The organism is Isoptericola sp. F-RaC21 (assembly GCF_038593535.1).
Classification (GTDB): domain Bacteria; phylum Actinomycetota; class Actinomycetes; order Actinomycetales; family Cellulomonadaceae; genus Isoptericola.
Genome location: NZ_JBCFYX010000001.1, coordinates 969,049 through 995,982, shown reverse-complemented (window position 1 = coordinate 995,982; position 26,934 = coordinate 969,049). Strand labels below are relative to the sequence as shown.

The window sequence follows — 26,934 nt, the reverse complement described above, 5'->3', positions numbered from 1 at the left end:
GGCTGCGCCGCTCGGCGACGCTCGTGTGGCGCGGCATGCGCTCCGAGCCCCGCCTGTACGTGCTGGCGGTGGGTGCGTCGGCCGTGTTCGGCGCCGCCACGGTCGCGGTGAGCCGCGCCGTCGGCTGGGCCACCGACGCGGTCGTGGTCCCCGCGATCGCGGGCGACGCGGACGCGCGCTCGCGCATCTGGGTCGCCGGCCTCGTGCTCGCCGCCGTGGCGCTCACCCTCGCCCTCGGCGTGGCCGGGCGGCGCGTCTGGGCGGGCTACGGGTTCGCGGCGATCCAGGCGCACCACCGGCGCGGGCTGACCGGGCAGTACCTGCGGCTGCCGGTCTCGTGGCACCGCGCGCACCCGGCGGGCCGGCTGCTGTCCGCGGCGAGCGCCGACGTCGAGGCCGCGACCGGCGTGTTCAACCCGCTGCCCTTCGCGCTCGGGGTCGTGGTGATGATCGTGGTCGCGGCCGGGATGCTGCTGGCCGTGGACGTGTGGCTGGCGGTCGCGGCCCTGCTGGTCGTGCCCGCCGCGATCGCGGCGAACGTCGTCTTCCAGCGGCACATGACGCCGGCCGTCACGCGCGCGCAGCAGCTGCGCGCCGAGGTGGCGGACGTCGCGCACGAGTCGTTCGAGGGCGCGCTGCTCGTCACCTCGCTGGGCACCGCCGGCCGCGAGGAGCGGCGGTTCGCCGAGCGCACCGATGCGCTGCGGGCCGCGAACGTGCGCGTCGGCACCGTCCGGGCCGTGTTCGACCCGGTGATCGAGCTGCTGCCCTCCCTCGGCACGCTGGCCGTGCTCGGCGTGGGCACCTGGCGGGCGTCCACCGGAGCGGTCGACGCCGGCGACGTCGTGACGGCCGCCTACCTGCTGACGGTCATGGCGGTGCCGGTGCGCGCGTTCGGCTGGGTGCTCGGCGAGCTGCCGCGCGCCCTGGTCGGCTACGACCGGATCGCGACGATCCTCGACGCCCCGTCGACGCTGGCGCCCGGCACGCGGACGCTGCCGCGCGCGGCCGGCGGCCTGGCGGTCCGGCTCGAGGGCGTCGGGGTCGACGTGCCCGCGGCGGGCACGACGGCCACCCTGCTCGACCGCGTCGACCTCGACGTCGCGCCGGGGGCCACCGTGGCGGTCGTCGGCAGCACCGGCGCCGGCAAGACGACCCTCGTGTCGCTGCTCGCGCGCCTCAGCGACCCGAGCCGCGGCCGGGTCCTGCTCGACGGCGCGGACGTGCGCGACCTGGCACCCGGCGAGATCCCCGCGCAGGTGGCGCTCGTGACGCAGCAGACGTTCGTCTTCGAGGACACGGTCCGCGCCAACGTCACGCTCGCCGACCCCGGCGACGACGGCGCGCCCGACGACGCCGAGGTCTGGGAGGCGCTGCGCGTCGCCCGGGTCGACGACGTCGTGCGCGCGCTGCCCGGCGGGCTCGACGCGCCCCTGGGGGAGCGCGGCGCGAACCTCTCGGGCGGGCAGCGGCAGCGGCTCGCCGTCGCGCGGGCGCTCGTGCGCCGGCCGCGGCTGCTCGTCCTCGACGACGCGACGTCGGCGGTCGACCCGCGCGTGGAGGGGGAGATCCTCGGTTCCCTCTCCGCGGCCCGCGGCGACGGGGCGCGCGGCACGACCGTCGTCATGGTCGCCTACCGCATGTCCTCGGTGGCGCTCGCGGACGTCGTCGTGCACCTCGAGGGCGGCCGCGTCGTCGACGTCGGGCCGCACGCCGACCTGCTGGCCCGGGACCCCGGGTACCGCGCGCTCGCCACCGCCTACGAGCGGGAGACGGAGCGCCGGGCGCGCGAGCGCGCCGACGAGGCCGCCGCGGGGGAGAGGCCGCAGGGAGCCGAGCAGCACGAGAGGACGCCGTGAGCGCGACGCGCATCGCCGCCGCCAGCGAGCTGGGCGTCCTCGCCACGCTGCGCCGCGGCGTGCAGATCTCCCCGCAGATCGTCGACGGGCTGTGGGTCACGCTCGCGCTCGCGGTGCTGGCGGCGGCCGGCCGCGTCGTCGTGCCCGTCGCCGTGCAGCGGACCATCGACGACGGCATCCTCGCCGGCGGCGGCCCGGACGGAGGGCGGGTGGCGCTGCTGACCGGGCTCGCCGCGGGCGCCGTCGTCGTCGCGGGCCTGTGCACGTCCGTGGTCAACGTCCGGCTGTTCCGCCGCACCGAGGCGGGGCTCGCGGCCCTGCGCGTCCAGGCGTTCCGGCACGTGCACGACCTGTCCACCCTGGCGCAGGGCACCGAGCGCCGCGGCGCGCTCGTGTCCCGCGTGACCTCCGACGTCGACACGATCTCGCTGTTCGTGCAGTGGGGCGGCATCCAGCTGCTCGTGTCCAGCCTGCAGGTGCTCGTGGCCACGGCCCTCATGGCGGTGTACTCGTGGCAGCTCACCCTCGTGGTCTGGGCCTGCTTCGTGCCGCTGTTCCTCGTGCTGCGTCGGGCGCAGGGCGTGGTGAACCGCGCGTACGCGGCGGTGCGGCAGGCCGTCGGCGCGATGCTCGGCGCGATCTCCGAGGCCGTGGTGGGCGCCGAGACGGTGCGCGCCTACGGCGTCGCCGCGCGGACCGGCCGCCGGGTCGACGCGGCCGTCGAGCGCACGCGCGCCACGCAGGCCCGCGCCCAGCTCCTCGTCTCGTCGGTGTTCTCGAGCGGCGTCCTGGTGGCCAACCTGGTGCTCGCCGTCGTCGTGGTGGTGGGCACGCTGCTCGGCGTCGGCGGCGGCCTGACGGCGGGTCAGGTGGTCGCGTTCCTGTTCCTCGTGCAGCTCTTCACGGGACCGGTCCAGCAGGCCACGGAGATCCTCAACGAGCTGCAGAACGCCGTCGCGGGCTGGCGTCGCGTGCTCGCGGTGCTGGAGACGCCGGTGGACGTGGCCGACGCGGACGACGCCGTACCGAGCCCGCGCGGCCCGGCCGCGGTCGAGCTGCGGGGCGTGCGGTTCGCCTACCCCGACGGGCCCGAGGTGCTGCACGGGGTGGACCTGGAGCTGCCCGCCCGCCGCAAGGTCGCCGTCGTCGGGCGCACGGGTTCGGGCAAGACCACCGTCGCCAAGCTGGTCGCCCGCCTCATGGACCCCACGGCGGGCCAGGTGCTGCTCGACGGCGTCGACCTGCGCCGCCTGAGCCTCGCCTCCCTACGAGAGCGGGTCGTCCTCGTGCCGCAGGAGGGCTTCCTCTTCGACGGCACGGTCGAGCAGAACGTGGCGTACGGGCTGCGGCCGGAGCCGCCGTCCGACGCCGGCGCGACCCGGGCGCGCGTCACCGAGGCCGTGGACGCGCTCGGCCTCGCCGACTGGGTGGCCGGGCTGCCGCAGGGCCTCGACACGCCGGTCGGTCAGCGCGGCGAGGCGCTGAGCGCGGGGGAGCGGCAGCTTGTCGCCATCGCGCGCGCCTATCTGGCGGCCCCCGACCTGCTGGTGCTGGACGAGGCGACCTCGGCCGTCGACCCCGCGGCCGAGGTGCGGATCGCGCGGGCGCTGGACTCGCTCACCTCCGGCCGGTCGACGATCACCATCGCCCACCGGCTCTCGACGGCCGAGGCCAGCGACCTCGTGGTCGTCGTCGACGACGGGCGCGTGGTCGAGGTCGGCGGGCACGCCGAGCTGGCGGCCGCCGGCGGCGTGTACGCGCGGATGCACGCGAGCTGGGTCGCACAGACCCGCTGACGGCCCGGCCCGCGTGATCGACCGCGCCCTCGACGGCGAGGTGGACGGCGCGCCCCGCACCCCGGCGGGGCGTGGGAAGATGCACGGGTGCCCGATCTGACCGATGCCTCCGTGCCCGGGTCCGCGCCCGACGTGGTGCTCGACCCTGTCCTCGACCCCGCGATCGCCGAGCGACTCAAGCGGGACGAGCACGGCCTCGTCGCGGCGATCGTGCAGCAGCACGACACGGGCGAGGTCCTCATGCTCGGCTGGATGGACGACGAGGCCCTGCGCCGCACCCTGACCGAGGGCCGCGTGACGTTCTGGAGCCGGTCGCGCGAGGAGTACTGGCGCAAGGGGGACACCTCCGGGCACGTCCAGCTCGTCCGGTCCGTCGCCCTGGACTGCGACGGCGACGCGCTGCTCGTGCGCGTCCACCAGGTGGGCGCCGCCTGCCACACCGGCACCCGCACCTGCTTCGAGGCGGGCGGCGACCTGGGTGCCGTCGTCGGCCCGGACGCCCCGGCCGCGCGCCCCTGACGACCCGACCTCAACCGACCTGAACCTGACCACGTACGCACCCCACGATCCCCAGGAGGACCGGTGACCACCCCCGCCGTCACGCCCCCCGACACCGCCGCCCCCGCGGCGACCTCGCGCCCCCTCGCGGGCCCGACGACGGAGGACCTGGCGTGGGGCGCGACGTGGCCGGGCCTCGGCACCTTCCGCGCCCTGGCGGTCGACCGCCGCGTGATCCCGGTGGTCCGTCGCGTGCTGGCGGACGACGTCACCCCGGTGGGCCTGTACCGCACCCTGGCCCAGGACCGCCCGGGCACCTTCGTGCTGGAGTCCGCGGAGTCGTCCGGCGGCTGGTCGCGCTGGTCGTTCGTGGGCGTCGACTCGCGGGCCACCCTCACGGCGCGCGACGGACGCGCCGTGTGGCACGGCGACGTGCCGGCCGGCATCCCGCGCGAGGGCGACGTCGTCGACGTGCTCGGCGCGGCCCTCGAGGCGCTGCGCACGCCGCCGATCGACGGGCTGCCACCCCTGACCGGGGGGCTCACGGGCGCGCTCGGCTGGGACGTCGTGCGGCACTGGGAGCCGACGCTGCCCGCGAACGCCCCCGACGAGCTCGGCGTGCCGGAGGTGGCGCTGAGCCTGGCGACGGATCTCGTGGCGGTGGACCACCACACGGGCACCGCCTGGCTCATCGCCAACGCCATCAACGGCGACGGCACGGACGATCGGGTGGACGAGGCGCACGCCGACGCCGTCGCCCGGCTCGACGCGATGCAGGCGCGCCTCGCGTCGCCCGCGCCGGCCGAGCCCACCGTGCTGCGCGGGCCCGAGGAGGTGCCGGAGCCGGCGCTGGAGTTCCGCTCCACCCGCGAGGAGTTCGAGTCCGCCGTGCGCGCCGGCCAGGAGGCGATCCGCGACGGCGAGGTCTTCCAGGTCGTGCTGTCCCAGCGGCTCGGCCTGGACTGCCCGGCCGCGCCGCTGGACGTGTACCGCGCGCTGCGCACCATCAACCCGAGCCCCTACATGTACTACTTCCGGCTCACCGGACCGGACGGGCGCGACTTCTCCGTGGTCGGGTCCAGCCCCGAGACGCTGGTGAAGGTGACCGACGGCCACGTCACGACCTACCCCATCGCCGGCTCCCGCCCGCGCGGCGCGACGGTCGAGGAGGACGTGACGTTCGGCGAGGAGCTCCTCGCCGACCCCAAGGAGCGCGCCGAGCACCTCATGCTCGTCGACCTGTCGCGCAACGACCTCGTCAAGGTCTGCGAGCCGACCTCGGTCGAGGTGGTCGAGTTCATGGCCACCCGCCGGTTCAGCCACATCATGCACCTGTGCTCCACCGTCGTCGGTCGGCTGCGGGCGGGCGCGACGGCGCTCGACACCCTGCGTGCGACGTTCCCCGCGGGCACCCTGTCAGGGGCGCCCAAGCCGCGCGCCGTCGCGCTGATCGACGAGCTCGAGCCGGCGTCGCGCGGGATCTACGGCGGCACGGTGGGCTACTTCGACTTCGGCGGCAACATGGACATGGCGATCGCGATCCGCACCGCGTGCATCCGTGACGGCCGGGCGTGGGTGCAGGCCGGCGGCGGCATCGTCGCCGACTCGGTGCCCGCGCTGGAGTACGAGGAGTCGCGCAACAAGGCGGCCGCGGCGGTGCGCGCCGTGCAGCTGGCCGCGCGGTTCCGGGCGCTGTGAACCGTGCGCACGAGTGACGGGCAGGACGGACCGATGGACGACGAGGCAGCAGGCACCCCGAGCGGGATCCGCACCCCGGGCCACGGGCCGCTGCGCGCGCGGGCGCGCGCGGTGTGGTCGGTGGTGCTCGTCGGCGGGCTCACGCTCGCGACGGCGTCGCCCACCTGGGTGAGCACGACGGTGTCGACGGCCCTCGAGCCCACCGTCGACGTCGCGGTGACGGGCACCACCGCGGCCCCGGCGGTCGGCGCCGCGGCCCTGGTGGTCGTGGCGGGCGGCGTCGCCCTCGCCATCGCGGGCCGCGTCGCGCGATGGGTCGCGCTGGTCGTGGTCGCCCTCGCCGGCGCCCTCGCCTCGGCCTCGGCCGCGGCCGTGCTGCTCGACCCGCTTCCCGCCGCGACCTCGGGCGCCTCGACCACCGCGGGCGTGACGGACCTCACGTCGCCCGTCGCCGTCGCCGTCTGGCCCTGGCTGACGGTGGCCCTCGGGGCGGTGGCGGTGCTCGTCGCCGCGCTCGCCGCGGCGGGCGCGCCCGCCTGGGGGGCCACGTCCGGGCGGCACGAGCGCGCGGACGCGACCGGCGACGCCGCCGACGGTGCGGGCACGGCGGCCGCGCCCGCCGAGGGTGCCGCCCCCGACGCGCCTGGTCAGCACGATCCCCACGACGCGTGGGACGCGCTCTCCCGGGGAACGGACCCGTCCGCGGACCGCTAGGCTGGACCGCGCACCACGTCACGAAAGGGCATCACATTCCCATGACCGAGAACCGCAACGCCGAGGTGGCCTACCTGCCGCCGGCCGTCCCGCCCACGAACCACGGCCACACGACCGCCGCGTGGTCGGCGATGATCGGCATCATGCTGGGCGTGGCCGTCGGCGCCGTCGGGATGCTGCCCCAGGTCCCGGACGTGCTGGTCTGGATCGGCGCCGTGATCGTGGCCGCCTCCCTCGTGCTCGGCCTGGTGCTGCGCAACCTGGGCTTCGGCCAGCCCAAGGACGGCGTCACGCCGCGCCGGACGTCGTCCGGTCACTGACCCGGGCCGAGCCGGTCCTGGCGAACCAGGACCGTATCGAGCCCGCACGACGGCGCGCCCCCACCGAGGGGGGCGCGCCGTCGTCGTGTCCGGCCCCGGCGCGATGCCTGCCGCGCGTCTCACGCTCGGAGACGCGTCCTGGCCGGCTCGCGGGCGGGCCTACGATGGCTGGCAGGCGTCGGTGCGGCGTCTGGGGACGGGGAGGCAGACCATGACGGTCCTGGAGGACATCGTCGCGGGGGTCCGTGAGGACCTCGCGGTACGCCAGGCGCGGACGTCGCTCGACGAGCTCAAGGAGCGCGCGGCCCGCGTGCCGGGCGCGCTCGAGTGCTGCGGCCGCCTGCTCTCGGAGGATCGCGTCGCCGTGATCGCGGAGGTCAAGCGGTCCAGCCCCAGCAAGGGCGACCTGGCGCCGATCTCGGACCCTGCGGCGCTGGCCGAGGAGTACGCCAGCGGCGGCGCCAGCGCGATCTCGGTGCTCACGGAGCAGCGGCGGTTCGGCGGGTCGCTGGCCGACCTGGACGCGGTGCGCGCCCGGGTGGACGTGCCGGTGCTGCGCAAGGACTTCGTCGTCACGCCGTACCAGGTGTGGGAGGCGCGCGCCCACGGCGCGGACCTCGTGCTGCTCATCGTCGCGGCCCTGGAGCAGACGGTGCTGACGTCCCTGATCGAGCGGGTGCACTCGCTCGGTATGACTGCCCTGGTCGAGGCCCACACCGAGGACGAGGTGCGCCGGGCGCTCGACGCGGGGGCGCGCGTCGTCGGCGTCAACGCCCGCGACCTCAAGACCCTCGAGGTGGACCGCACGACGTTCGCGCGGCTCGCCCCGCTCATCCCCGACGACGTGGTGCGCGTCGCGGAGTCCGGCGTCCGCGGCCCCCACGACGTGCTCGACTACGCCCGGTCCGGCGCGCACGCCGTGCTCGTGGGCGAGGCGCTCGTGACCGACGGCGCGCCGCGCCGGTCGGTGGCGGACCTCGTCGCCGCCGGGCAGCACCCGGCCCTGTGGTCCGTCCGTCCGGCGGCCCAGCCGTAACCCCCTCCCGGGCGGCCTCCTGGCCGTCCCGGTGACCACAGCACACCGCACAGCACATCACCAGACGGCACACCCCACCGCGTCCTGGACGGCGGGCGGCCGAGGTCCCGACGACCGGTACCCTCGGACGACCTCTCGTGCAGTCCGCCGAGCGGTGCCGACGAGAGACGGAGGACCCGTGCCCGACCAGCCCGTACGGGAGGCGCTCACCGAGACCCTGGCGCACCAGGTCCTCGGGCGGCTCGCGGACGTCGAGGGCCCGTACTTCGGGCAGTTCGGCGGACGCTTCGTGCCCGAGGCCCTCATCGCCGCTCTCGACGAGCTCGAGACCGAGTACCGCAAGGCCCTCGGGGACCCGGCGTTCACGGACGAGCTGGCGCGCCTGCACCGCGAGTACACGGGCCGTCCCTCGCCCCTCACCGAGGTGCCGCGGTTCGCGGAGCACTGCGGCGGCGCGGAGGCGGGTCACCGGGTGTTCCTCAAGCGCGAGGACCTCAACCACACCGGGTCGCACAAGATCAACAACGTGCTCGGCCAGGCGCTGCTGGTCAAGCGCATGGGCAAGACGCGCGTGATCGCCGAGACCGGCGCGGGGCAGCACGGCGTGGCCACGGCCACCGCCGCGGCCCTGCTCGACCTCGAGTGCGTCGTGTACATGGGCGAGGAGGACACGCGGCGCCAGGCGCTGAACGTGGCCCGGATGCGCCTGCTGGGCGCCGAGGTCGTGCCCGTGACCATCGGGTCGCGCACCCTCAAGGACGCGATCAACGAGGCCCTGCGCGACTGGGTCGCGAACGTCGAGAGCACGCACTACCTGCTCGGCACGGTCACCGGACCGCACCCGTTCCCGGAGATGGTGCGCGAGTTCCACCGCATCATCGGCGAGGAGGCGCGCGAGCAGATCCTCGAGCGCACCGGCCGCCTGCCCGACGCCGTCGCGGCGTGCGTGGGCGGCGGCTCCAACGCGCTCGGCATCTTCAACGCGTTCCTCGACGACGAGGGCGTCTCCCTGCACGGCTTCGAGGCCGGCGGAGAGGGCGTCGAGTCCGGTCGGCACGCGGCCCGCTTCTCCGGCGGGGCCCCGGGGGTGCTGCACGGCGCCCGCTCCTACCTGCTGCAGGACGACGACGGGCAGACGCTGCCGAGCCACTCCGTCTCGGCCGGCCTGGACTACCCGAGCGTCGGGCCCGCGCACTCCTGGCTGCACGACCTGGGCCGCGCCACGTACGAGCCCGTGACCGACGACGAGGCCATGGAGGCCTTCCGGCTCCTGTGCCGCACCGAGGGGATCATCCCGGCGATCGAGTCCGCGCACGCCCTCGCCGGCGCCATGCGCCTGGGGCGTGAGGCCGCCGAGGCCGGGCGCACCGGCCAGGTGATCCTCGTGAACCTCTCGGGGCGCGGTGACAAGGACGTGGCCACGGCCGCGCGCTGGTTCGGGCTCCTCGACGAGCAGACGGCGGCCGACGCCACGCCGGAGGGAGACCAGTGAGCACGACGACCGACACCCCGCCCGCGGCGACACCGTCCGCGGGGTCGACCACCGGCGCACGCCTGGACGCGCTGCGCGCCGAGGGCCGCGCCGCCCTGGTCGGCTACCTGCCGGTCGGCTTCCCCGACGTGGAGCGCTCGATCGAGGCCGTGCTGGCCATGGTCGACGCCGGCGTGGACGTCGTGGAGATCGGCGTCCCGTACACGGACCCCGTGATGGACGGCCCCGTCATCCAGCGGGCGGCCGAGGCCGCGCTGGCCGGCGGCGCCCGGGTGCGCGACGTGCTGCGCGTCGTGGAGGCCGTGGCCGAGCACTCCGGCGGGCGGGTGCCCGCCCTGGTGATGACGTACTGGAACCCGGTGCTGCGGTACGGGGTGGACGCGTTCGCGCGCGACCTGGCCGCCGCCGGCGGGGCGGGGCTCATCACCCCCGACCTCATCCCGGACGAGGGCGCCGACTGGATCGCGGCCTCGCAGGAGCACGGCCTCGACCGCGTGTTCCTCGTCGCGCCGAGCTCCACGCCCGAGCGCCTGGCGCTCACGGCGCGCGCGTCGCGCGGCTTCGTCTACGCGGCGTCGACGATGGGCGTCACCGGCACCCGCGACCAGGTGGGCGACCGGGCCGAGCAGCTCGTCGCCGACACCCGGGCGGCCGGGGCCGACCACGTGTGCGTGGGGCTCGGCGTGTCGTCCGGCGACCAGGCCGCCGAGGTGGGCCGTTTCGCCGACGGCGTGATCGTCGGCTCCGCGCTGGTGCGGCCCCTGCTGGCCGACCGCCCGTGGGAGGAACGGCTCGAGGCGCTGCGGGCGACCGTGGCGGACCTGGCCGACGGCGTGCGCCGCGCCCGTGGGGGGCCGGGGGAGGGCGCGTGAGCGCGACCCTCCTGGCGTCCGCCGCGTCGGTGCAGGCGGCGATCCCGAGCCCGTCGCAGCACACCTGGTACCTCGGCCCCGTGCCGCTGCGCGCCTACGCGTTCGCCATCCTCGCGGGCATCGCCGTCGCGATCTGGATCACGACCAAGCGCTGGGTCGCCCGCGGGGGCGTGGCCGACGACGTGCTGGACATCGCGTTCTGGGCCGTGCCGTTCGGCATCGTCGGCGGCCGGCTCTACCACGTGGTCAGCACGCCCGAGCCGTACTGGGGAGCCGGTGGCGACCCCGTGCGCGCCCTGTACGTCTGGGAGGGCGGCCTCGGGATCTGGGGCGCGGTGGCGCTCGGTGCCGTCGGCGCCTGGATCGGCTGCCGCCGCAAGGGCGTGCGCCTGAGCTCCTTCGCCGACGCGCTGGCCCCCGGCCTGCTCGTCGCGCAGGCGGTGGGGAGGCTCGGCAACTGGTTCAACCAGGAGCTGTTCGGGGCGCCGACCACGCTCCCGTGGGGCCTCGAGGTCTCGCCGGAGGTCATCGAGCGCCTCAACGCCCAGACCGGCACGTCGTTCGCGGCCGGGACGCTGTTCCACCCCACGTTCCTGTACGAGCTGCTCTGGAACCTCGGGGCGGCCGCGCTTCTCGTCTGGCTCGACCGCCGGTACAGGCTCGGTCATGGGCGGGTATTCTGGGCCTACGTCGCGCTCTACACTCTGGGCAGGGTGTGGATCGAGATGCTCCGCATCGACACCGCCGAGCACGTGCTCGGGCTGCGTCTGAACGTGTGGACGTCGATCGTCGTGGGCCTCGGTGCCCTCGTCGCCTTCGTCGTCATCGGCAGGCGTCACCCGGACCGTGAGGACGGGGTGGAGCTGCCCGGCCGCAGCCGCGACGGGCAGGGGGAGGACCGTCGGTCCGGGGACGACCTCGTGCCCGGCACCGAGCCCGACACTGAGCCTGACATTGAGCCAGGCACTGAGCTTGACACCACGAGCACCGCGCACGCCGGGGCCGCCGCAGGCGCTCCCGGCCGGGACGACCGTCGCGACAGCGGCGGCGGACCGCACCGTGCGGACGCGGACGCCGCCGGGCCCGACCCGGGGCCGGCGGACCGCGCCTGAGGCGGTTCCGGCCCGGGGTACCACCCGGGCGGTGCCGCCTATGTTTCCGACGGGCCGACGACGTCCCGACCACCTTTGAGCATGACGCGCCCGCGTGCGGGCGTGCAGGAGGACGGTGTTGATGACCACGCCGCAGCATCGGGTCGCGGGGCCCTCGGCCCAGGGCCTCTACGACCCCGCGTCCGAGCACGACGCGTGCGGTGTCGCGTTCGTCGCGACCCTGCGCGGGACGCCCGGCCGCGACATCGTGGACGCGGGCCTGACCGCCCTGCTGAACCTCGACCACCGCGGTGCGGTGGGTGCCGAGGAGAACAGCGGTGACGGGGCCGGGATCCTCACGCAGATCCCGGACGCCTTCGTCCGTGACGTGGTGGCCGCGGAGCTCCCGCCCGCCGGCCACTACGCGATCGGCATGGCGTTCCTGCCCCAGGACGTCGCGGAGGCCGACGCGCTCGCGCGCCGGTTCGAGGCGATCGCCGCGGAGGAGAAGCTCGACGTGCTTGCCTGGCGCGACGTGCCGGTCACGGCCGACCTGGTCGGCCCGACGGCGCGCGCGTCGATGCCCCTGTTCCGGCAGGTCGTCGTGGCGGACCCGTCGCGCGAGCTGTCGGGCCTGGAGCTCGACCGGCGCACGTACCGCCTGCGCAAGCGGGCCCAGAACGAGCTGGACCTCTTCCTCGCGTCGCTGTCGAGCCGCACCCTCACCTACAAGGGCATGCTCACCACGGCGCAGCTCGAGCCGTTCTTCCCCGACCTGAGCGACCCGCGCTACGCGTCGGAGATCGCCCTGGTCCACTCCCGCTTCTCGACGAACACGTTCCCGTCGTGGCCGCTGGCGCAGCCGTTCCGGCTCGTGGCGCACAACGGCGAGATCAACACCGTGCGCGGCAACCGCAACTGGATGGCCGCCCGCGAGAGCACCATGGCCAGCGAGGTGCTCGGCGACCTGTCGCCGCTGCTGCCGGTGTGCACGGAGGGCTCGAGCGACTCGGCGAGCTTCGACGAGGTGCTGGAGCTGCTGCACCTGTCGGGCCGGTCGCTGCCCCACGCCGTGCTGATGATGATCCCGGAGGCGTGGGAGAACCACGCCGAGATGGACGCGGCGCGGCGGGCGTTCTACCAGTACCACGCGAACCTCATGGAGCCGTGGGACGGGCCCGCCTGCCTCACGTTCACCGACGGCACCCTGATCGGCGCCGTCCTGGACCGCAACGGCCTGCGGCCGGGGCGCTACTGGGTGACCGAGGACGGCCTCGTCGTGCTCGCGTCGGAGGCCGGCGTGCTGGACCTCGACCCCGCGACGATCGTGCGCAAGGGCCGGCTCGAGCCGGGCCGCATGTTCCTGGTCGACACGGAGCAGGGGCGCATCGTGGAGGACGACGAGCTCAAGTCGCAGCTCGCCGCCCAGCGCCCGTACGGCGAGTGGATCGCCGGCAACACCATCACGCTGGACTCGCTGCCGGAGCGCGAGCACGTGGCGCACTCGCCCGCGTCCGTCCAGCGCCGGCAGCGCGCCTTCGGGTACACCACCGAGGAGCTGAAGATCCTCCTGACGCCGATGGCGGACACCGGCGCGGAGGCGCTCGGGGCCATGGGTTCGGACACCCCGATCGCGGTGCTGTCGAGCCGGCCGCGGCTGCTCTTCGACTACTTCACCCAGATGTTCGCCCAGGTGACCAACCCGCCGCTGGACTCGATCCGCGAGCAGCTCGTCACGGCGATCGACAGCACGATCGGCCCGGAGCCGAACCTCCTCGAGGAGGTCGCGAGCCACGCCCGCAAGCTCGACCTGCCGTTCCCGGTGCTCGACAACGACGAGCTCGCCAAGATCGTGCGCATCGACCGCGACCCGCGCCTGGAGGGCGAGTTCCGCGCCGGCATCGTGCGCGGCCTCTACGAGGTGTCCGGCGGCGGCAAGGCGCTGCAGGCCCGGCTCGAGGAGATCTTCGCCCAGGTCGACGCGGACATCGCCGACGGCGTGACGCACGTCGTGCTGTCCGACCGCGACTCCGACTCGGAGCTCGCGCCGATCCCGTCGCTGCTCCTGACCAGCGCCGTGCACCACCACCTGCTGCGCCAGGGCACGCGCACCCGGATCTCGCTCGTGGTCGAGGCGGGCGACGTGCGCGAGGTGCACCACGTGGCGCTCCTCATCGGGTACGGCGCGGCCGCGGTGAACCCGTACCTCGCGATGGAGACGGTGGAGGACCTCGCACTGCGCGGCTACCTCGACGTCACGCCGGAGAAGGCCGTCGCCAACCTCATCACCGCGCTCGGCAAGGGCGTGCTCAAGGTGATGAGCAAGATGGGCATCTCGACGATCATGTCGTACCGCGGCGCCCAGATCTTCGAGGCCGTCGGGCTCTCGCACGAGCTGGTCGACGACTACTTCACCGGCACCACGAGCCGCCTGGCCGGCATCGGCCTGGACGTCATCGCGGCCGAGGTCGCGGCGCGGCACGCGGAGGCCTACCCCGCGTCCGGGAACCACGCGCCGCACCAGCGCCTCACCAGCGGCGGCGAGTACCAGTGGCGCCGGGACGGCGAGGAGCACCTCTTCGACCCCGAGACCGTCTTCCGGCTGCAGCACGCGACCCGCACGGGCCGGATGGACATCTTCCGGCAGTACACGCGGCGCGTGGACGAGCAGTCCCGCCGGCTCATGACGCTGCGCGGCCTGCTGCGGTTCACCCCGGACCGTGAGCCGGTGCCGATCGACGAGGTCGAGCCGGTCTCCGAGATCGTCAAGCGGTTCAACACCGGCGCGATGTCGTACGGCTCGATCTCCGCGGAGGCGCACGAGACCCTCGCGATCGCCATGAACCGCCTGGGCGGCCGGTCCAACACCGGCGAGGGCGGCGAGGACCCGGAGCGGCTGTACGACCCCGAGCGCCGCTCGCGGGTCAAGCAGATCGCGTCGGGCCGGTTCGGCGTGACGAGCGAGTACCTCACGAACGCCGACGACATCCAGATCAAGCTCGCCCAGGGCGCCAAGCCGGGCGAGGGCGGCCAGCTGCCCGGGCCCAAGGTGTACCCGTGGGTCGCGAAGACCCGGCACTCCACGCCGGGCGTGGGCCTCATCTCGCCGCCCCCGCACCACGACATCTACTCGATCGAGGACCTGGCACAGCTGATCCACGACGCCAAGAACGCCAACCCGGCGGCGCGCGTGCACGTCAAGCTCGTCTCCGAGTTCGGCGTCGGCACCGTGGCGACGGGCGTGTCCAAGGCGCACGCGGACGTCGTGCTCATCTCGGGCCACGACGGCGGCACGGGCGCCAGCCCGCTGACGTCGCTCAAGCACGCGGGCACGCCGTGGGAGATCGGCCTGGCCGAGACCCAGCAGACCCTCGTGCTCAACAACCTGCGCGACCGCATCGTCGTGCAGGTCGACGGCCAGATGAAGACCGGGCGCGACGTCGTCGTGGCCGCGCTGCTCGGAGCCGAGGAGTTCGGCTTCGCCACCGCGCCGATGGTGGTCTCGGGCTGCGTCATGATGCGCGTGTGCCACCTGGACACCTGCCCGGTGGGCGTCGCGACGCAGAACCCGGAGCTGCGCAAGCGGTTCACCGGCAAGCCGGAATTCGTCGTGAACTTCTTCGAGTTCATCGCGCAGGAGGTGCGCGAGCACCTGGCGTCGCTCGGCTTCCGCTCGATCGAGGAGGCGGTCGGCCGGGTCGAGGCGCTCGACACGCGCAAGGCCGTCGACCACTGGAAGGCGCAGGGGCTCGACCTGGCCCCCGTGCTCGCCGCGCCGGAGCCCGTGCCGGGCACGACGCTGCACCAGGTGGCCACGCAGGACCACGGCCTGGCCAAGGCGCTGGACAATCAGCTGATCGAGCAGGCGCGGCCCGCGCTCGAGGACGCGCTGCCGGTGCGGATCGAGCTGCCGGTGCGCAACGTCAACCGCACCGTCGGCACGATGCTCGGCCACGAGGTGACCAAGCGGTACCGCGGCGAGGGGCTGCCCGACGACACGATCGACGTGACCCTCACGGGCTCCGCCGGCCAGTCGCTCGGGGCTTTCCTGCCGCGCGGCGTGACGCTGCGCCTGTTCGGCGACGCCAACGACTACGTCGGCAAGGGCCTGTCGGGCGGCCGGATCGTCGTGCGGCCGGACCGGTCCGCGGTGCTCGAGGGCGCCGCGAACGTGGTGGCCGGCAACGTCATCGGCTACGGCGCGACGGCGGGCGAGGTGCTGCTGCGCGGCCGGGTGGGCGAGCGCTTCGGCGTCCGCAACTCCGGCGCGACGCTGGTCGTGGAAGGCGTGGGCGACCACGGCTGCGAGTACATGACGGGCGGCACCGTGCTGGTGCTCGGCCCGACCGGCCGCAACTTCGGCGCGGGGATGTCGGGCGGCGTGGCGTACGTGCTCAACCTGCGCGACGTCGCGATGAACACCCAGGCGGTGACGAGCGGCGAGCTCGAGGTGGGCGCGCTGGACGACGCCGACTGGGACCGCGTGCGCGGCCTGCTGGAACGGCACCTGGCGGAGACCGGCTCGCCCGTGGCGGCCGAGCTCCTGGAGGACGACGGCGCCCGCGCACGGTTCTCGCGCGTCCTGCCCGCGGGCTGGGCCCGCGTGCGTGCCGCGCTGGCCGACGCCGAGGCCGCAGGCAAGACGCTGGGCGAGGGCGACGACTTCGACCCGGCGATGTGGGAGCAGATCATGGAGGTGGCGCGTGGCTGACCCCCGCGGATTCCTGAAGGTGCGGGAGCGCGAGCTCCCGCCGAACCGTCCGGTCGAGGTGCGGCTGCGTGACTGGAAGGACACGCACGCCCACCGCGAGGACGGCCAGCCGTTCCTCAAGGAGCAGGCGGGCCGCTGTATGGACTGCGGCATCCCGTTCTGCCACCAGGGGTGCCCGCTGGGCAACCTCATCCCCGAGTGGAACGACCTGGTCTGGCGCGACCAGTGGGCCGACGCGATCGAGCGCCTGCACGCGACCAACAACTTCCCGGAGTTCACCGGGCGCGTGTGCCCGGCGCCGTGCGAGACGAGCTGCGTGCTCGGCATCAACCAGCCCGCCGTCACGATCAAGAACGTCGAGGTCTCGATCATCGACGAGGCGTTCGAGCGCGGGCTGGTGACGCCGCAGGTGCCCCAGCGCCTCACGGGCTCCACCGTGGCCGTCGTCGGCTCGGGCCCGGCCGGCCTGGCCGCCGCGCAGCAGCTCACGCGCGCCGGCCACACGGTCGTCGTGTACGAGCGGGACGACGCGATCGGCGGGCTGCTGCGCTACGGCATCCCCGACTTCAAGCTCGAGAAGTCGCACATCGACCGTCGCCTCGAGCAGATGGAGGCCGAGGGCACCCGGTTCCGCCCGGGCGTCGCCATCGGCCGCGACATCACGTGGGACGCGCTGCGCCGGCGGTTCGACGCCGTCGTGGTCGCCACGGGCGCGACCGTGCCCCGTGAGCTCGCGCTGCCCGGGCGCGAGCTCGGCGGCGTGCACTTCGCGATGGACTTCCTCACCCCGGCCAACAAGGCCGCTGCCGGCGCCCCCGTCGACGGCGCGCCGTCGGCCGCGGGCAAGCACGTCGTGATCATCGGCGGCGGCGACACCGGGTCGGACTGCCTGGGGACCTCCCTGCGGCAGGGCGCGGCCAGCGTCACGACGCTGGCGATCGGCAAGAAGCCGCCGCTCGAGCGATCGGCGAGCCAGCCGTGGCCCACCGACCCGATCGTGTTCGAGGTCTCGACGTCCCACGAGGAGGGCGGGGAGCGCAGCTACCTGGCCTCGACGGTAGAGTTCGTGGGGGGCGAGGACGGCAACGTCCGCGCCCTCAAGGTCGCGGAGACCGAGTACCTGCCGGACGGCCGGCGGGTGCCCAAGGAGGGCACCGAGCGGGAGATCCCGGCGGACCTGGTCCTCATCGCCATGGGGTTCACCGGTCCGGAGACCGACGAACTGGTGACCCAGACCGGCGCGGAGCTCACCACCCGCGGGCTGGTCCGGCGCGGCGACGACTACGCCACGAGCGTGCCCGGCGTCTACGCGACCGGCGACGCGGGTCGTGGGCAGTCGCTGATCGTCTGGGCGATCGCCGAGGGCCGCGCGACCGCGGCCGCCGTCGACGCCTACCTGCAGGGCAGCTCCGAGCTGCCCGCGCCGGTGGGCCCGCGGACGGTCGCGCTGCGAGGATAAGAATGAAACACCCGGGTGCCGGAAGGGCACCCGGTGCCCGCCCCGGCTCGCGCCGGGGCGGATCGACGACGAGGCTGGAGACATGCGCAGAGCGAAGATCGTGTGCACCATCGGACCCGCGACGGCGTCCCCGACCAAGCTCCGTGAGCTGGTCGACGCGGGCATGGACGTGGCCCGGATCAACCGGAGCCACGGGGAGCAGGCGGAGCACGAGGCCGTCTACCACGGTGTACGAGAGGCGGCGAAGGAGTCCGGCCGCAACGTCGCAGTCCTCGTCGACCTGCAGGGCCCGAAGATCCGGCTCGGCCGGTTCGCGGGCGACCAGAAGCACTTCCTCAACGAGGGTGACACGTTCACCATCACCACCGAGGACGTGGAGGGCACCAAGGAGCTCGTCTCGACGACCCACAAGGGTCTGCCGAACGACGCCCGCGTCGGCGACCCGATCCTCATCGACGACGGCAAGGTGCGCGTGCGCGTCACCGCCGTCGAGGGCCCGCGCGTCACGACGACCGTCGAGGTCGCCGGCCCGGTCTCGAACAACAAGGGCCTGAACCTGCCCGGCGTCGCGGTCTCCGTGCCCGCGCTGTCGGATAAGGACACGGACGACCTGCGGTGGGCGCTGCGCCTCGGCGCGGACATCATCGCGCTGTCGTTCGTCCGGTCCGCGAAGGACTACGACGACGTCGCGGCGATCATGGCGGAGGAGGGCCGCACGGTCCCCGTCGTCGCCAAGATCGAGAAGCCGCAGGCGGTGGAGAACCTGGAGGAGGTCGTCGCGGCCTTCGACGGCTTCATGGTGGCGCGCGGCGACCTCGCCGTGGAGATGCCGCTGGAGCAGGTCCCGCTCGTGCAGAAGCGCATCGTCGAGCTGGCGCGCCGCAACGCGAAGCCGGTCATCGTCGCCACGCAGGTGCTGGAGTCGATGACCACCAGCCCGACGCCGACGCGCGCCGAGGCGTCCGACTGCGCCAACGCGGTCCTCGACGGCGCGGACGCGGTCATGCTGTCCGGCGAGACCAGCGTGGGCGACTACCCGATCATCACGGTCCAGACGATGGCCCGGATCATCGAGGCGACCGAGGAGATGGGCCGTGAGCGCATCGCGCCGCTGGGCTCGTCCCCGCACACCCGCGGCGGCGTCATCACCCGCGCGGCCGCGGAGATCGGCGACTCGCTCGGCGTGAAGTACCTCGTGACGTTCACGCAGTCGGGCGACTCGGCCAAGCGCATGTCGCGCCTGCGCTCGGGGATCCCGCTGCTCGCCTTCACCCCGGAGGAGAGCGTGCGCAACGTCCTGGCCCTCACCTGGGGCACCACGACCTACCAGGTGCCGAAGGTCGAGAGCGTCGACGCGATGGTCGGTCAGGTCGACTCGACGCTGCGCGCGAACGGCCTCGCCGAGCCCGGCGACCGCGTCGTGATCGTCTCCGGCGCCCCGGTGGGCGTGCCGGGCACGACGAACTCGATCCTCGTGCACCAGGTCGGCAGCCACTCGGACGTCTGACGGACGACGTCCCGCGCGCGTCGAACGAATCCACGGCCCGCACCCGCTCCGGCGGGTGCGGGCCGTCGCCGTCGCAGCGGGATCCGGCCGGGGACGAGACGGTTGGGTGCCTGACCTGCGCGTGTGGTTCGATGTACCGCGCGCCCCGGTAGCCCAACCGGCAGAGGCAATCGGCTCAAACCCGATCCAGTGTGGGTTCGAATCCCACCCGGGGCACCACCCGCACGTCGCGGGACACCTCCGACGGCGGACCGCAGGCGACATCCGTCGCACGCGTCACACCGGGCACGGGACGCGGCGCCCCCTCACGGCCACTAGGATGGACGGGTGACCGACGAGACCAACGACGCGAAGCCCGAGGCGACGGTGCCGCTCGACCTGCCGCCCCTGATCGACCAGGAGCCCGAGGCCCCGAAGACGCCCGAGCGACCCGCGCGTCGCGCGGTCGTCGTCGAGGACGAGGCCCTCATCCGGATGGACGTCGTCGAGACGCTCCGCGAGGCGGGCTTCGACGTCGTCGGCGAGGCCGGCGACGGCGAGACCGCCGTGCGGCTCGCGACCGAGCTGAAGCCCGACGTCGTGGTGATGGACGTCAAGATGCCCGAGCTCGACGGCATCTCGGCGGCCGAGCGGATCGGCAAGGCGCACGCCGCCCCCGTCGTCCTCCTCACCGCGTTCTCCCAGACGGAGCTCGTCGAGCGGGCGCGCGATGCCGGTGCGATGGCCTACGTGGTGAAGCCGTTCACGCCGGCGGACCTGCTGCCGGCGGTGGAGATCGCGATCTCCCGCTACCAGCAGATCGGGGCGCTCGAGGCCGAGGTCGCCGACCTCACCGAGCGGTTCGAGACCCGCAAGCGGGTGGACCGCGCGAAGGGCCTGCTCATGACCAAGATGGGCCTGAGCGAGCCGGAGTCCTTCCGCTGGATCCAGAAGACGTCGATGGACCGCCGCCTCACGATGCGCGAGGTCGCGGACGCCGTCATCGAGCAGGTCGGCGGAGCCTGATCCGCACCACCGGTGGCCCGGTCGCAGGAGGACTCCTGCGGCCGGGCCACCGCCCGTTGTGCGACGACGGCGAGGTCGCTATCGTCGCCTGGGGTGTCGTAACCGATCTGTGATATTCATGCTTCAACGACCGTGACCCGGATCTGCCGGGCGGTCCCGTGCGGACGGGTGGGAAGGCTCCCACCGCGCCGGGACGGGGCGGTCTTTCGTCGAGGAGGTGCCGATGCGTGCAGCGGTCGAGGTCCGTCCGGCCGAGCAGGACGACATGGTCGACGTCGCGCACCTGGCGGAGCGCGCCGTCGAGGAGTCGCCGACGTCCGTGCAGGGGACCCCGGCGGACGCCTCGCGCCTCCTGGAGCACCTGAGCGTCCTGGTGGGTGCGGGCGGGCAGGTGCTCGTCGCGACCCACGAGGGCCGGACGTGCGGGTTCGCGGTGCTGCGCGTCATCGACCCGATGCTGTTCGCCACCACGACGAGCCTGTACGTCGACGCCGTGTTCGTCAGCCCGTCCGCCCGACGCCGCGGTGTCGGCCACGCGCTGCTGGCGGCGGCAGCCGCCGTCGCGGGGGAGCGGGGCGCCGAGAACGTCTACTGCGCGCCCGCCCCGGGAGCCCGCGGCATGCACCGCTTCCTCGCCCGTCTCGGCTTCGCCCCCACGTCGGGGCACCGGGTGGTGGCCACGGCCACGCTGCAGCGCCGGCTGGTGCAGGAGAACCCGCGTGCGTCGCGCACGGTGGCGCGTGCGGGGCGCCGGGAGGCGACCCGGGCCGCGATCGAGGACCTCGTCGCCCGCCGTCGCCGGGCTCGCGCCGCGGGCCTGCCCACCGGGCCGGTCGACCTGCGCGCCTTCCAGGCCGAGCGCGACGCCGCGCTGCGCGTGGCCGCCGACCGGGCGGCCGACCGGGTCGAGCCCGTCGACGACGTCGCCGACGGCACGGGCGCGGTCACGTCGCTGGGCACCCTGCCGCGTCGCGACGCGGCCAGCGAGTCCGTCCCGTCCTGAGCACCCGTCCTGAGCGGGCCGGGGGTGCGGCGCCGTCCCGGCGACCGCACCCGGCTCAGCGGGCGTCGAGGATCATGCAGGTCAGCCGCGCCGTGCAGACGCGGCGGTCCGCGTCGTCGGTGACGACGATCTCGTAGGCGGCCGTCGACCGCCCCAGGTGCAGCGCCCGGGCCTCGCCGTGCACCGTCCCCGACCGCACGCCGCGGTGGTGGGTCGCGTTGAGCTCCAGCCCGACCGCGGCGCGCCCGGGTCCCGCGTGCTGCTGGGCGGCGACCGAGGCGAGCGTCTCCGCGAGCGACGCCGTCGCGCCGCCGTGCAGCAGGCCCGCGGGCTGCGTGTTGCCGGCCACCGGCATGGTGCCCGTGGTGAGGTCGGCGGCGACGCCGGTGAGCTCGATGCCGAGGCGCTCGATGAGGGTGCCGCGGCCGGCGGCCTTCCACTGGTCCAGCGTGCTGGGGAACCCGGACGTGCCGGTGGAGGTGTCGGTCATGGGCGATAGGTTGGCACCCGTGACGACCTCCGCGCGAACCGGGACCCGCCCACGCCTCCTGCTGATCGACGGCCACTCCATGGCGTACCGCGCGTTCTTCGCGCTGCCGGACACGCTCGTGACCTCGAGCGGCCAGGTGACGAACGCCGTCTACGGCTTCACCTCGATGCTGACCAACCTGCTGCGCGACGAGCAGCCGACGCACGCGGCCGTCGCGTTCGACGCCGGCCGGGTGACGTTCCGCACCGAGCGGTTCCCCGAGTACAAGGGCAACCGCGACGCGACGCCCGAGGTGTTCCGCGGCCAGGTCCCGCTCATCAAGGAGGTGCTCGAGGCGCTGCGCATCCCCGCGCTGCAGCGCGAGGGCATCGAGGCGGACGACATCCTGGCCACGCTCGCGCGCGAGGGCCGCGAGGCGGGCTTCGACGTCCTGGTCTGCTCCGGCGACCGCGACTCGCTGCAGCTCGTCACGGACGAGGTCACCGTGCTGTACCCGAAGCGTGGCGTGTCGGAGCTGGCGCGCATGACCCCGGCGGCCGTCGCCGAGAAGTACGGCGTCCCCCCGGAGCAGTACCCGGACCTCGCGGCGCTCGTGGGCGAGTCGAGCGACAACCTGCCGGGCGTGCCGGGGGTCGGCCCCAAGACGGCGGCCAAGTGGGTCACGACCTACGGCGGCCTCGAGCCGCTGCTCGAGAGCGTCGACGAGCTGAAGGGCAAGGCGGCGGGGAACCTGCGGGAGGTCGTCGAGCAGGTGCGCCTCAACCGCGAGCTCAACCGGCTGCTCGACCAGGTGGAGCTGCCGCTGACCGTGGACCAGCTGAGCCTCGCCGGCTTCGACCGGGAGGCCGTGCACCGCGTGTCGGACACCCTGCAGTTCGGCGCGCTGCGCGACCGCCTGCTCGCCGCGGACCCGTCCGCGGAGCCCGCCGAGGCGGCGGAGGTGGCGGGCGTGCAGGTCGCGCTCGCGGCGCTCGAGCCGGGCGGGCTGGGTGCCTGGCTGGCCGCGCGTTCCGGCCGCGCCCTCGGGCTCGAGGTCACCGGGACGCCGACGCCGGGGGCCGGGGACGCGTGGGAGGTCGCGCTCGCCGACGCCCACGACGGCGAGAACGCCGCGGCGGTCGTCGACCTCGCCGACGTGACGCCCGAGGACGAGCGCGCGCTCGCGACGTGGCTCGCCGACCCGGCGGCGCCGAAGGTCGTGCACGGGGCCAAGGCGGCCTGGCACGAGCTCGCGGGCCGCGGCCTCGACCTGCGGGGCGTGACCTTCGACACCCAGCTCGCGGCGTACCTCTGCTACCCCGACCAGCGGGGTTACGACCTCGCGGACCTGACCGTGCGCCTGCTCGGCCGGGAGCTGTCCGCGGGCGAGGCGCCCGACGCCGCGGGCCAGGGCGCCCTCGACCTCGCGCTCGACGCGGGGGACGAGGACCCGCGGGCGCGGCAGGCGGCCGTGCGGGCGGCGGCCGTGGTCGACCTGGCCGACGCGCTGTCCGGGCAGCTCGAGGACCGGGGCGCCGCGGGGTTGCTGACCGACCTCGAGCTCCCGCTGACGGTCGTGCTGGGGCGGATGGAGGCCACGGGCATCGCCGCGGACGTCGAGTACCTCACGGAGCTCGAGCGCCAGTTCGCGTCGATGGTGGCGGACGCCGCGGCGGACGCGTACGACGTGATCGGTCGTAGGGTGAACCTCGGCAGCCCGAAGCAGCTGCAGGAGGTGCTGTTCGACCAGCTCGGCATGCCCAAGACGAAGAAGATCAAGACGGGCTACACCACCGACGCCGCGTCGCTGCAGGACCTCTACGTCAAGACGGAGCACCCGTTCCTCGAGCACCTGCTGGCGCACCGCGACGCCACGCGGCTGCGCTCGACGGTCGAGGGGCTGCTGAAGTCCGTGGCGCCCGACGGCCGGATCCACACCACGTTCCAGCAGACGATCGCGGCCACGGGCCGGCTGAGCTCCACGGACCCGAACCTGCAGAACATCCCGATCCGCACCGAGGAGGGGCGGCGCATCCGCCGCGCCTTCCGGGTCGGCGAGGGCTACGAGACGCTGCTCACCGCCGACTACAGCCAGATCGAGATGCGCATCATGGCGCACCTGTCCGGCGACGAGGGCCTGATCGAGGCCTTCCGCTCGGGGGAGGACCTGCACCGGTACGTGGGCTCCCGGGTGTTCGAGGTGGCCCCCGAGGACGTCACGCCCGAGATGCGTTCGAAGATCAAGGCGATGAGCTACGGCCTGGCGTACGGGCTGAGCGCCTTCGGTCTGTCGCAGCAGCTCACCATCCCGACCGGCGAGGCGCAGTCGCTGATGGACGACTACTTCACCCGGTTCGGCGGGGTGCGCGACTACCTCACCGGAGTCGTCGAGGAGGCGCGGGCCACGGGGTACACCGCGACGATCCTGGGGCGGCGGCGCTACCTGCCCGACCTCACGAGCGACAACCGCCAGCGGCGGCAGATGGCCGAGCGGATGGCGCTCAACGCGCCGATCCAGGGCAGCGCCGCCGACATCATCAAGGTGGCGATGCTCGGCGTGCAGCGCGAGCTGGACGAGCGCGGGCTCGCGTCGCGGCTGCTGCTGCAGGTGCACGACGAGCTCGTCGTGGAGGTGGCGCCGGGGGAGCGCGCGGCCGCGGAGGACGTGCTGCGCTCGCAGATGGGCTCCGCGGTGGAGCTGGACGTGCCGCTGGACGTGTCCGTCGGCGCGGGGCCGACCTGGCACGACGCCGGGCACTGACGGCGGGACGAGGCGGCGGGCGGGTCAGGTCCCGCCTGAGCGGGGCGGCCCGCAGGTCAGTCCTTGGTCGCGACGAAGACGGCGGTGCCGGGCAGCACGGCGCCGCGCTCCGGGCTCCAGCCGCCCCAGGTCGCGGTGTTCCAGCCCGGCCACTCGGGCTCGACGACGTCGCGCAGCCGGAGGCCGGCCGCGGCGACGTCGCGCACGTGGTCGCCGACGGTGCGGTGGTACTCGGCGTAGCGCACCTCGCCGAGGTCGTCGGTCTCGACGTACGGGCGGCGGTCGAAGTAGGACCGGTGCACGGTGAGCCCGCGGGCGCTCGGGTCGTCGGGGAACGCCCAGCGCACGGGGTGCGTCACGGAGAACACCCACCGGCCGCCGGGCCGGAGCACGCGCGCGGCCTCGGCGTGCACCCGCGCCGCGTCCGCCACGAACGGGATCGCCCCGTACGAGGTGAACACGACGTCCGCGCCGGCCGACGCGAGCGGGAGGGCTCGGGCGTCGGCCTGGACCAGAGGGACGGCGACGCCGGAGGCGGCGTTGAGCCGCGCCGCGCCGGCCAGCATGCGCGCCGACACGTCGGTCGCCAGGACGCGGGCCCCGCGTCCGACCAGCCAGCGCGAGCAGTGGGCCGCGCCGGCGCCGACCTCGACCACCCGCGCGCCGTCGACCTCGCCCAGCAGGCCGGCCTCGGCCTCGGTGAGCCCCTCCGGGCCCCAGCGGAAGCCCGCGTCGCCCAGGAACGCGCCGTGCTCGGCGAGGTACTCGTCGGCGTTCTCGTCCCACCACCCGCGGGCGGCCGCGTTGCCCGCGTCGTCGGGGACGTCGTCGTACCCCGCGTGCGTGACGGGCCGGGGCGCGGGAGGATGGTGGCTCACCCGGCCATCGTGGCACGGGGGCCGCGTTGACCCCTCGCCGCACCGTCGATAGGATTGTCGGCGGTGCAGTGCGCCTGAGGACGTCCTGGAGTGGATCCGCCGTCGTGCGGATCGATCCCCGTGTCGATGCCCGGGAGCTCGCACCGCAGACCCTGTCCGCACTACGTCCTGTCCGCATCGGAGCATCTACTCAATGACCATCTCCACCACGAAGTCCGCCCCGCAGGTTGCCGTCAACGACATCGGCACCGAAGAGGACTTCCTTGCCGCCGTCGACGCCACCATCAAGTACTTCAACGATGGTGACATCGTGGAAGGCACGATCGTCAAGGTCGACCGCGACGAGGTCCTCCTCGACATCGGTTACAAGACGGAGGGCGTGATCCCGTCCCGGGAGCTCTCCATCAAGCACGACGTGGACCCGGGCGAGGTCGTCGCCGTGGGCGACGCCGTCGAGGCTCTCGTCCTCCAGAAGGAGGACAAGGAGGGTCGCCTGATCCTGTCCAAGAAGCGCGCCCAGTACGAGCGCGCCTGGGGCACGATCGAGAAGATCAAGGAGGAGGACGGCGTCGTCACCGGCACCGTCATCGAGGTCGTCAAGGGCGGCCTCATCCTCGACATCGGTCTTCGCGGCTTCCTCCCCGCCTCCCTCGTGGAGATGCGTCGCGTCCGCGACCTCGCGCCGTACGTCGGCAAGGAGATCGAGGCCAAGATCATCGAGCTCGACAAGAACCGCAACAACGTGGTCCTGTCGCGCCGTGCCTGGCTCGAGCAGACGCAGTCCGAGGTCCGCTCCACCTTCCTGCAGACGCTGCAGAAGGGCCAGGTGCGCCCCGGTGTCGTCTCCTCGATCGTCAACTTCGGTGCGTTCGTGGACCTCGGCGGCGTCGACGGTCTGGTGCACGTCTCGGAGCTGTCCTGGAAGCACATCGACCACCCGTCCGAGGTCGTCGAGGTGGGCCAGGAGGTCACCGTCGAGGTGCTCGACGTCGACCACGACCGCGAGCGCGTCTCCCTGTCGCTGAAGGCGACGCAGGAGGACCCGTGGCAGACCTTCGCCCGCACGCACGCCATCGGCCAGGTCGTGCCCGGCAAGGTCACGAAGCTCGTGCCGTTCGGTGCGTTCGTCCGCGTCGAGGACGGCATCGAGGGCCTGGTGCACATCTCCGAGCTGGCCGTGCGCCACGTCGAGCTGCCCGAGCAGGTCGTCAGCGTCGGTGCCGAGGTGTTCGTCAAGGTCATCGACATCGACCTCGAGCGTCGCCGCATCTCGCTGTCGCTCAAGCAGGCCAACGAGGGCATGGACCCGGAGTCCGAGGACTTCGACCCCGCGCTCTACGGCATGGCCGCCGAGTACGACGAGAACGGCGAGTACAAGTACCCCGAGGGCTTCGACCCGGAGACCAACGAGTGGCTCGAGGGCTTCGAGACGCAGCGCGAGGCCTGGGAGGCGGAGTACGCCAAGGCGCACGCGCGCTGGGAGTCGCACCGCGAGCAGGTCCGTGCGGCCATCGCGGCGGACGCCGACGCGGCCGTGAACGACGCGGTCCCCGGTGGCAGCAGCTCCAGCAGCTCGTCCTCCTCGTCCTACTCGTCGGCACCCCCGGCGCAGGAGGCCGGGGGCACGCTCGCCTCGGACGAGGCGCTCGCCGCACTCCGCGAGAAGCTCACGGGCAACTGATCGGCGACTGACGCCGCCGGGTCGTGCGCGACCCGGCAGCAGCCCACGGCGGCCCGCCACCCCTCGGGGTGGCGGGCCGCCGTC

The 26,934-nt window shown here is 74.2% G+C and carries 19 protein-coding genes and 1 tRNA gene; 18 read left to right on the top strand and 2 right to left on the bottom strand.

The genetic code is table 11. The features are described from left to right. Window positions 1-35: 35 nt before the first annotated feature. From AAG589_RS04625 to AAG589_RS04550, 16 genes are all read left to right on the top strand, one after another. Window positions 36-1,859 (top strand): ABC transporter ATP-binding protein, encoded by a 1,824-nt coding sequence (locus AAG589_RS04625; RefSeq protein WP_430566235.1) that lies wholly within the window; start codon window positions 36-38, stop codon window positions 1,857-1,859. Then, a complete protein-coding gene (locus tag AAG589_RS04620; protein WP_430566049.1) occupies window positions 1,856-3,655 on the top strand; it encodes an ABC transporter ATP-binding protein in 1,800 nt (599 codons plus the stop codon). The genes AAG589_RS04625 and AAG589_RS04620 overlap by 4 nt, the downstream gene beginning before the upstream one ends. A 96-nt stretch (window positions 3,656-3,751) precedes the next feature. Further along, the gene (gene hisI / locus AAG589_RS04615; RefSeq protein WP_446719682.1) at window positions 3,752-4,174 is read left to right on the top strand and encodes a phosphoribosyl-AMP cyclohydrolase; all 423 of its coding nucleotides are present in this window, start codon (window positions 3,752-3,754) and stop codon (window positions 4,172-4,174) included. 147 nt (window positions 4,175-4,321) lie between these two features. Then, complete coding sequence (locus AAG589_RS04610; RefSeq protein ID WP_430566233.1) at window positions 4,322-5,851, top strand: anthranilate synthase component I; 1,530 nt, start codon at window positions 4,322-4,324, stop codon at window positions 5,849-5,851. Window positions 5,852-5,884: 33 nt separating this feature from the next. Further along, on the top strand, window positions 5,885-6,565 hold the full coding sequence (locus AAG589_RS04605; protein WP_430566048.1) for a Trp biosynthesis-associated membrane protein: 681 nt from the start codon (window positions 5,885-5,887) through the stop codon (window positions 6,563-6,565). A gap of 41 nt (window positions 6,566-6,606) precedes the next feature. Then, window positions 6,607-6,885, top strand: coding sequence for an HGxxPAAW family protein (locus AAG589_RS04600; RefSeq protein ID WP_430566047.1), 279 nt, complete (start codon window positions 6,607-6,609; stop codon window positions 6,883-6,885). 211 nt (window positions 6,886-7,096) lie between these two features. After that, entirely contained in the window at window positions 7,097-7,921 is an 825-nt protein-coding gene (gene trpC / locus AAG589_RS04595) for an indole-3-glycerol phosphate synthase TrpC (protein ID WP_430566046.1), read from the top strand. Between the two features lie 178 nt (window positions 7,922-8,099). After that, window positions 8,100-9,413, top strand: a complete 1,314-nt coding sequence (gene trpB, locus AAG589_RS04590) for a tryptophan synthase subunit beta (protein WP_430566045.1) — start codon at window positions 8,100-8,102, stop codon at window positions 9,411-9,413. Beyond that, entirely contained in the window at window positions 9,410-10,285 is an 876-nt protein-coding gene (gene trpA, locus AAG589_RS04585; protein ID WP_446719672.1) for a tryptophan synthase subunit alpha, read from the top strand. The genes trpB and trpA overlap by 4 nt, the downstream gene beginning before the upstream one ends. Then, complete coding sequence (lgt, locus tag AAG589_RS04580; protein ID WP_446719671.1) at window positions 10,282-11,397, top strand: prolipoprotein diacylglyceryl transferase; 1,116 nt, start codon at window positions 10,282-10,284, stop codon at window positions 11,395-11,397. Before trpA ends, lgt begins: the two co-directional genes overlap by 4 nt. 121 nt (window positions 11,398-11,518) lie before the next feature. Beyond that, a complete protein-coding gene (gene gltB, locus AAG589_RS04575; RefSeq protein WP_430566044.1) occupies window positions 11,519-16,087 on the top strand; it encodes a glutamate synthase large subunit in 4,569 nt (1,522 codons plus the stop codon). Continuing rightward, on the top strand, window positions 16,080-17,546 hold the full coding sequence (locus tag AAG589_RS04570; protein ID WP_430566043.1) for a glutamate synthase subunit beta: 1,467 nt from the start codon (window positions 16,080-16,082) through the stop codon (window positions 17,544-17,546). The genes gltB and AAG589_RS04570 overlap by 8 nt, the downstream gene beginning before the upstream one ends. Window positions 17,547-17,628: 82 nt before the next feature. After that, complete coding sequence (gene pyk, locus AAG589_RS04565; protein WP_430566042.1) at window positions 17,629-19,053, top strand: pyruvate kinase; 1,425 nt, start codon at window positions 17,629-17,631, stop codon at window positions 19,051-19,053. A gap of 142 nt (window positions 19,054-19,195) precedes the next feature. Further along, window positions 19,196-19,272: transfer RNA gene (locus AAG589_RS04560), tRNA-Leu, on the top strand. A 159-nt stretch (window positions 19,273-19,431) separates the two neighbouring features. Beyond that, a complete protein-coding gene (locus AAG589_RS04555; protein WP_429729957.1) occupies window positions 19,432-20,058 on the top strand; it encodes an ANTAR domain-containing response regulator in 627 nt (208 codons plus the stop codon). 223 nt (window positions 20,059-20,281) lie between these two features. Further along, window positions 20,282-21,061, top strand: coding sequence for a GNAT family N-acetyltransferase (locus AAG589_RS04550; protein WP_430566041.1), 780 nt, complete (start codon window positions 20,282-20,284; stop codon window positions 21,059-21,061). Between the two features lie 55 nt (window positions 21,062-21,116). On the opposite strand, the gene AAG589_RS04545 is transcribed toward AAG589_RS04550, so the two are convergent. After that, entirely contained in the window at window positions 21,117-21,551 is a 435-nt protein-coding gene (locus AAG589_RS04545; protein WP_430566040.1) for a hotdog fold thioesterase, read from the bottom strand. On the opposite strand from AAG589_RS04545, the gene polA reads away from it, so the two are divergent. Continuing rightward, the gene (polA, locus tag AAG589_RS04540) at window positions 21,550-24,291 is read left to right on the top strand and encodes a DNA polymerase I (RefSeq protein ID WP_430566039.1); all 2,742 of its coding nucleotides are present in this window, start codon (window positions 21,550-21,552) and stop codon (window positions 24,289-24,291) included. The genes AAG589_RS04545 and polA overlap by 2 nt on opposite strands. Window positions 24,292-24,347: 56 nt before the next feature. Here polA and AAG589_RS04535 read toward each other — a convergent pair whose 3' ends face one another. Beyond that, window positions 24,348-25,169: a class I SAM-dependent methyltransferase gene (locus AAG589_RS04535; RefSeq protein WP_430566038.1), complete on the bottom strand. Its 822-nt coding sequence runs from the start codon at window positions 25,167-25,169 to the stop codon at window positions 24,348-24,350. A gap of 193 nt (window positions 25,170-25,362) precedes the next feature. On the opposite strand from AAG589_RS04535, the gene rpsA reads away from it, so the two are divergent. Beyond that, window positions 25,363-26,850 carry a 30S ribosomal protein S1 gene (rpsA, locus tag AAG589_RS04530; protein WP_430566037.1) on the top strand — a complete coding sequence of 496 codons (1,488 nt, stop codon included), beginning with the start codon at window positions 25,363-25,365 and terminating at the stop codon, window positions 26,848-26,850. Window positions 26,851-26,934: the final 84 nt, after the last annotated feature.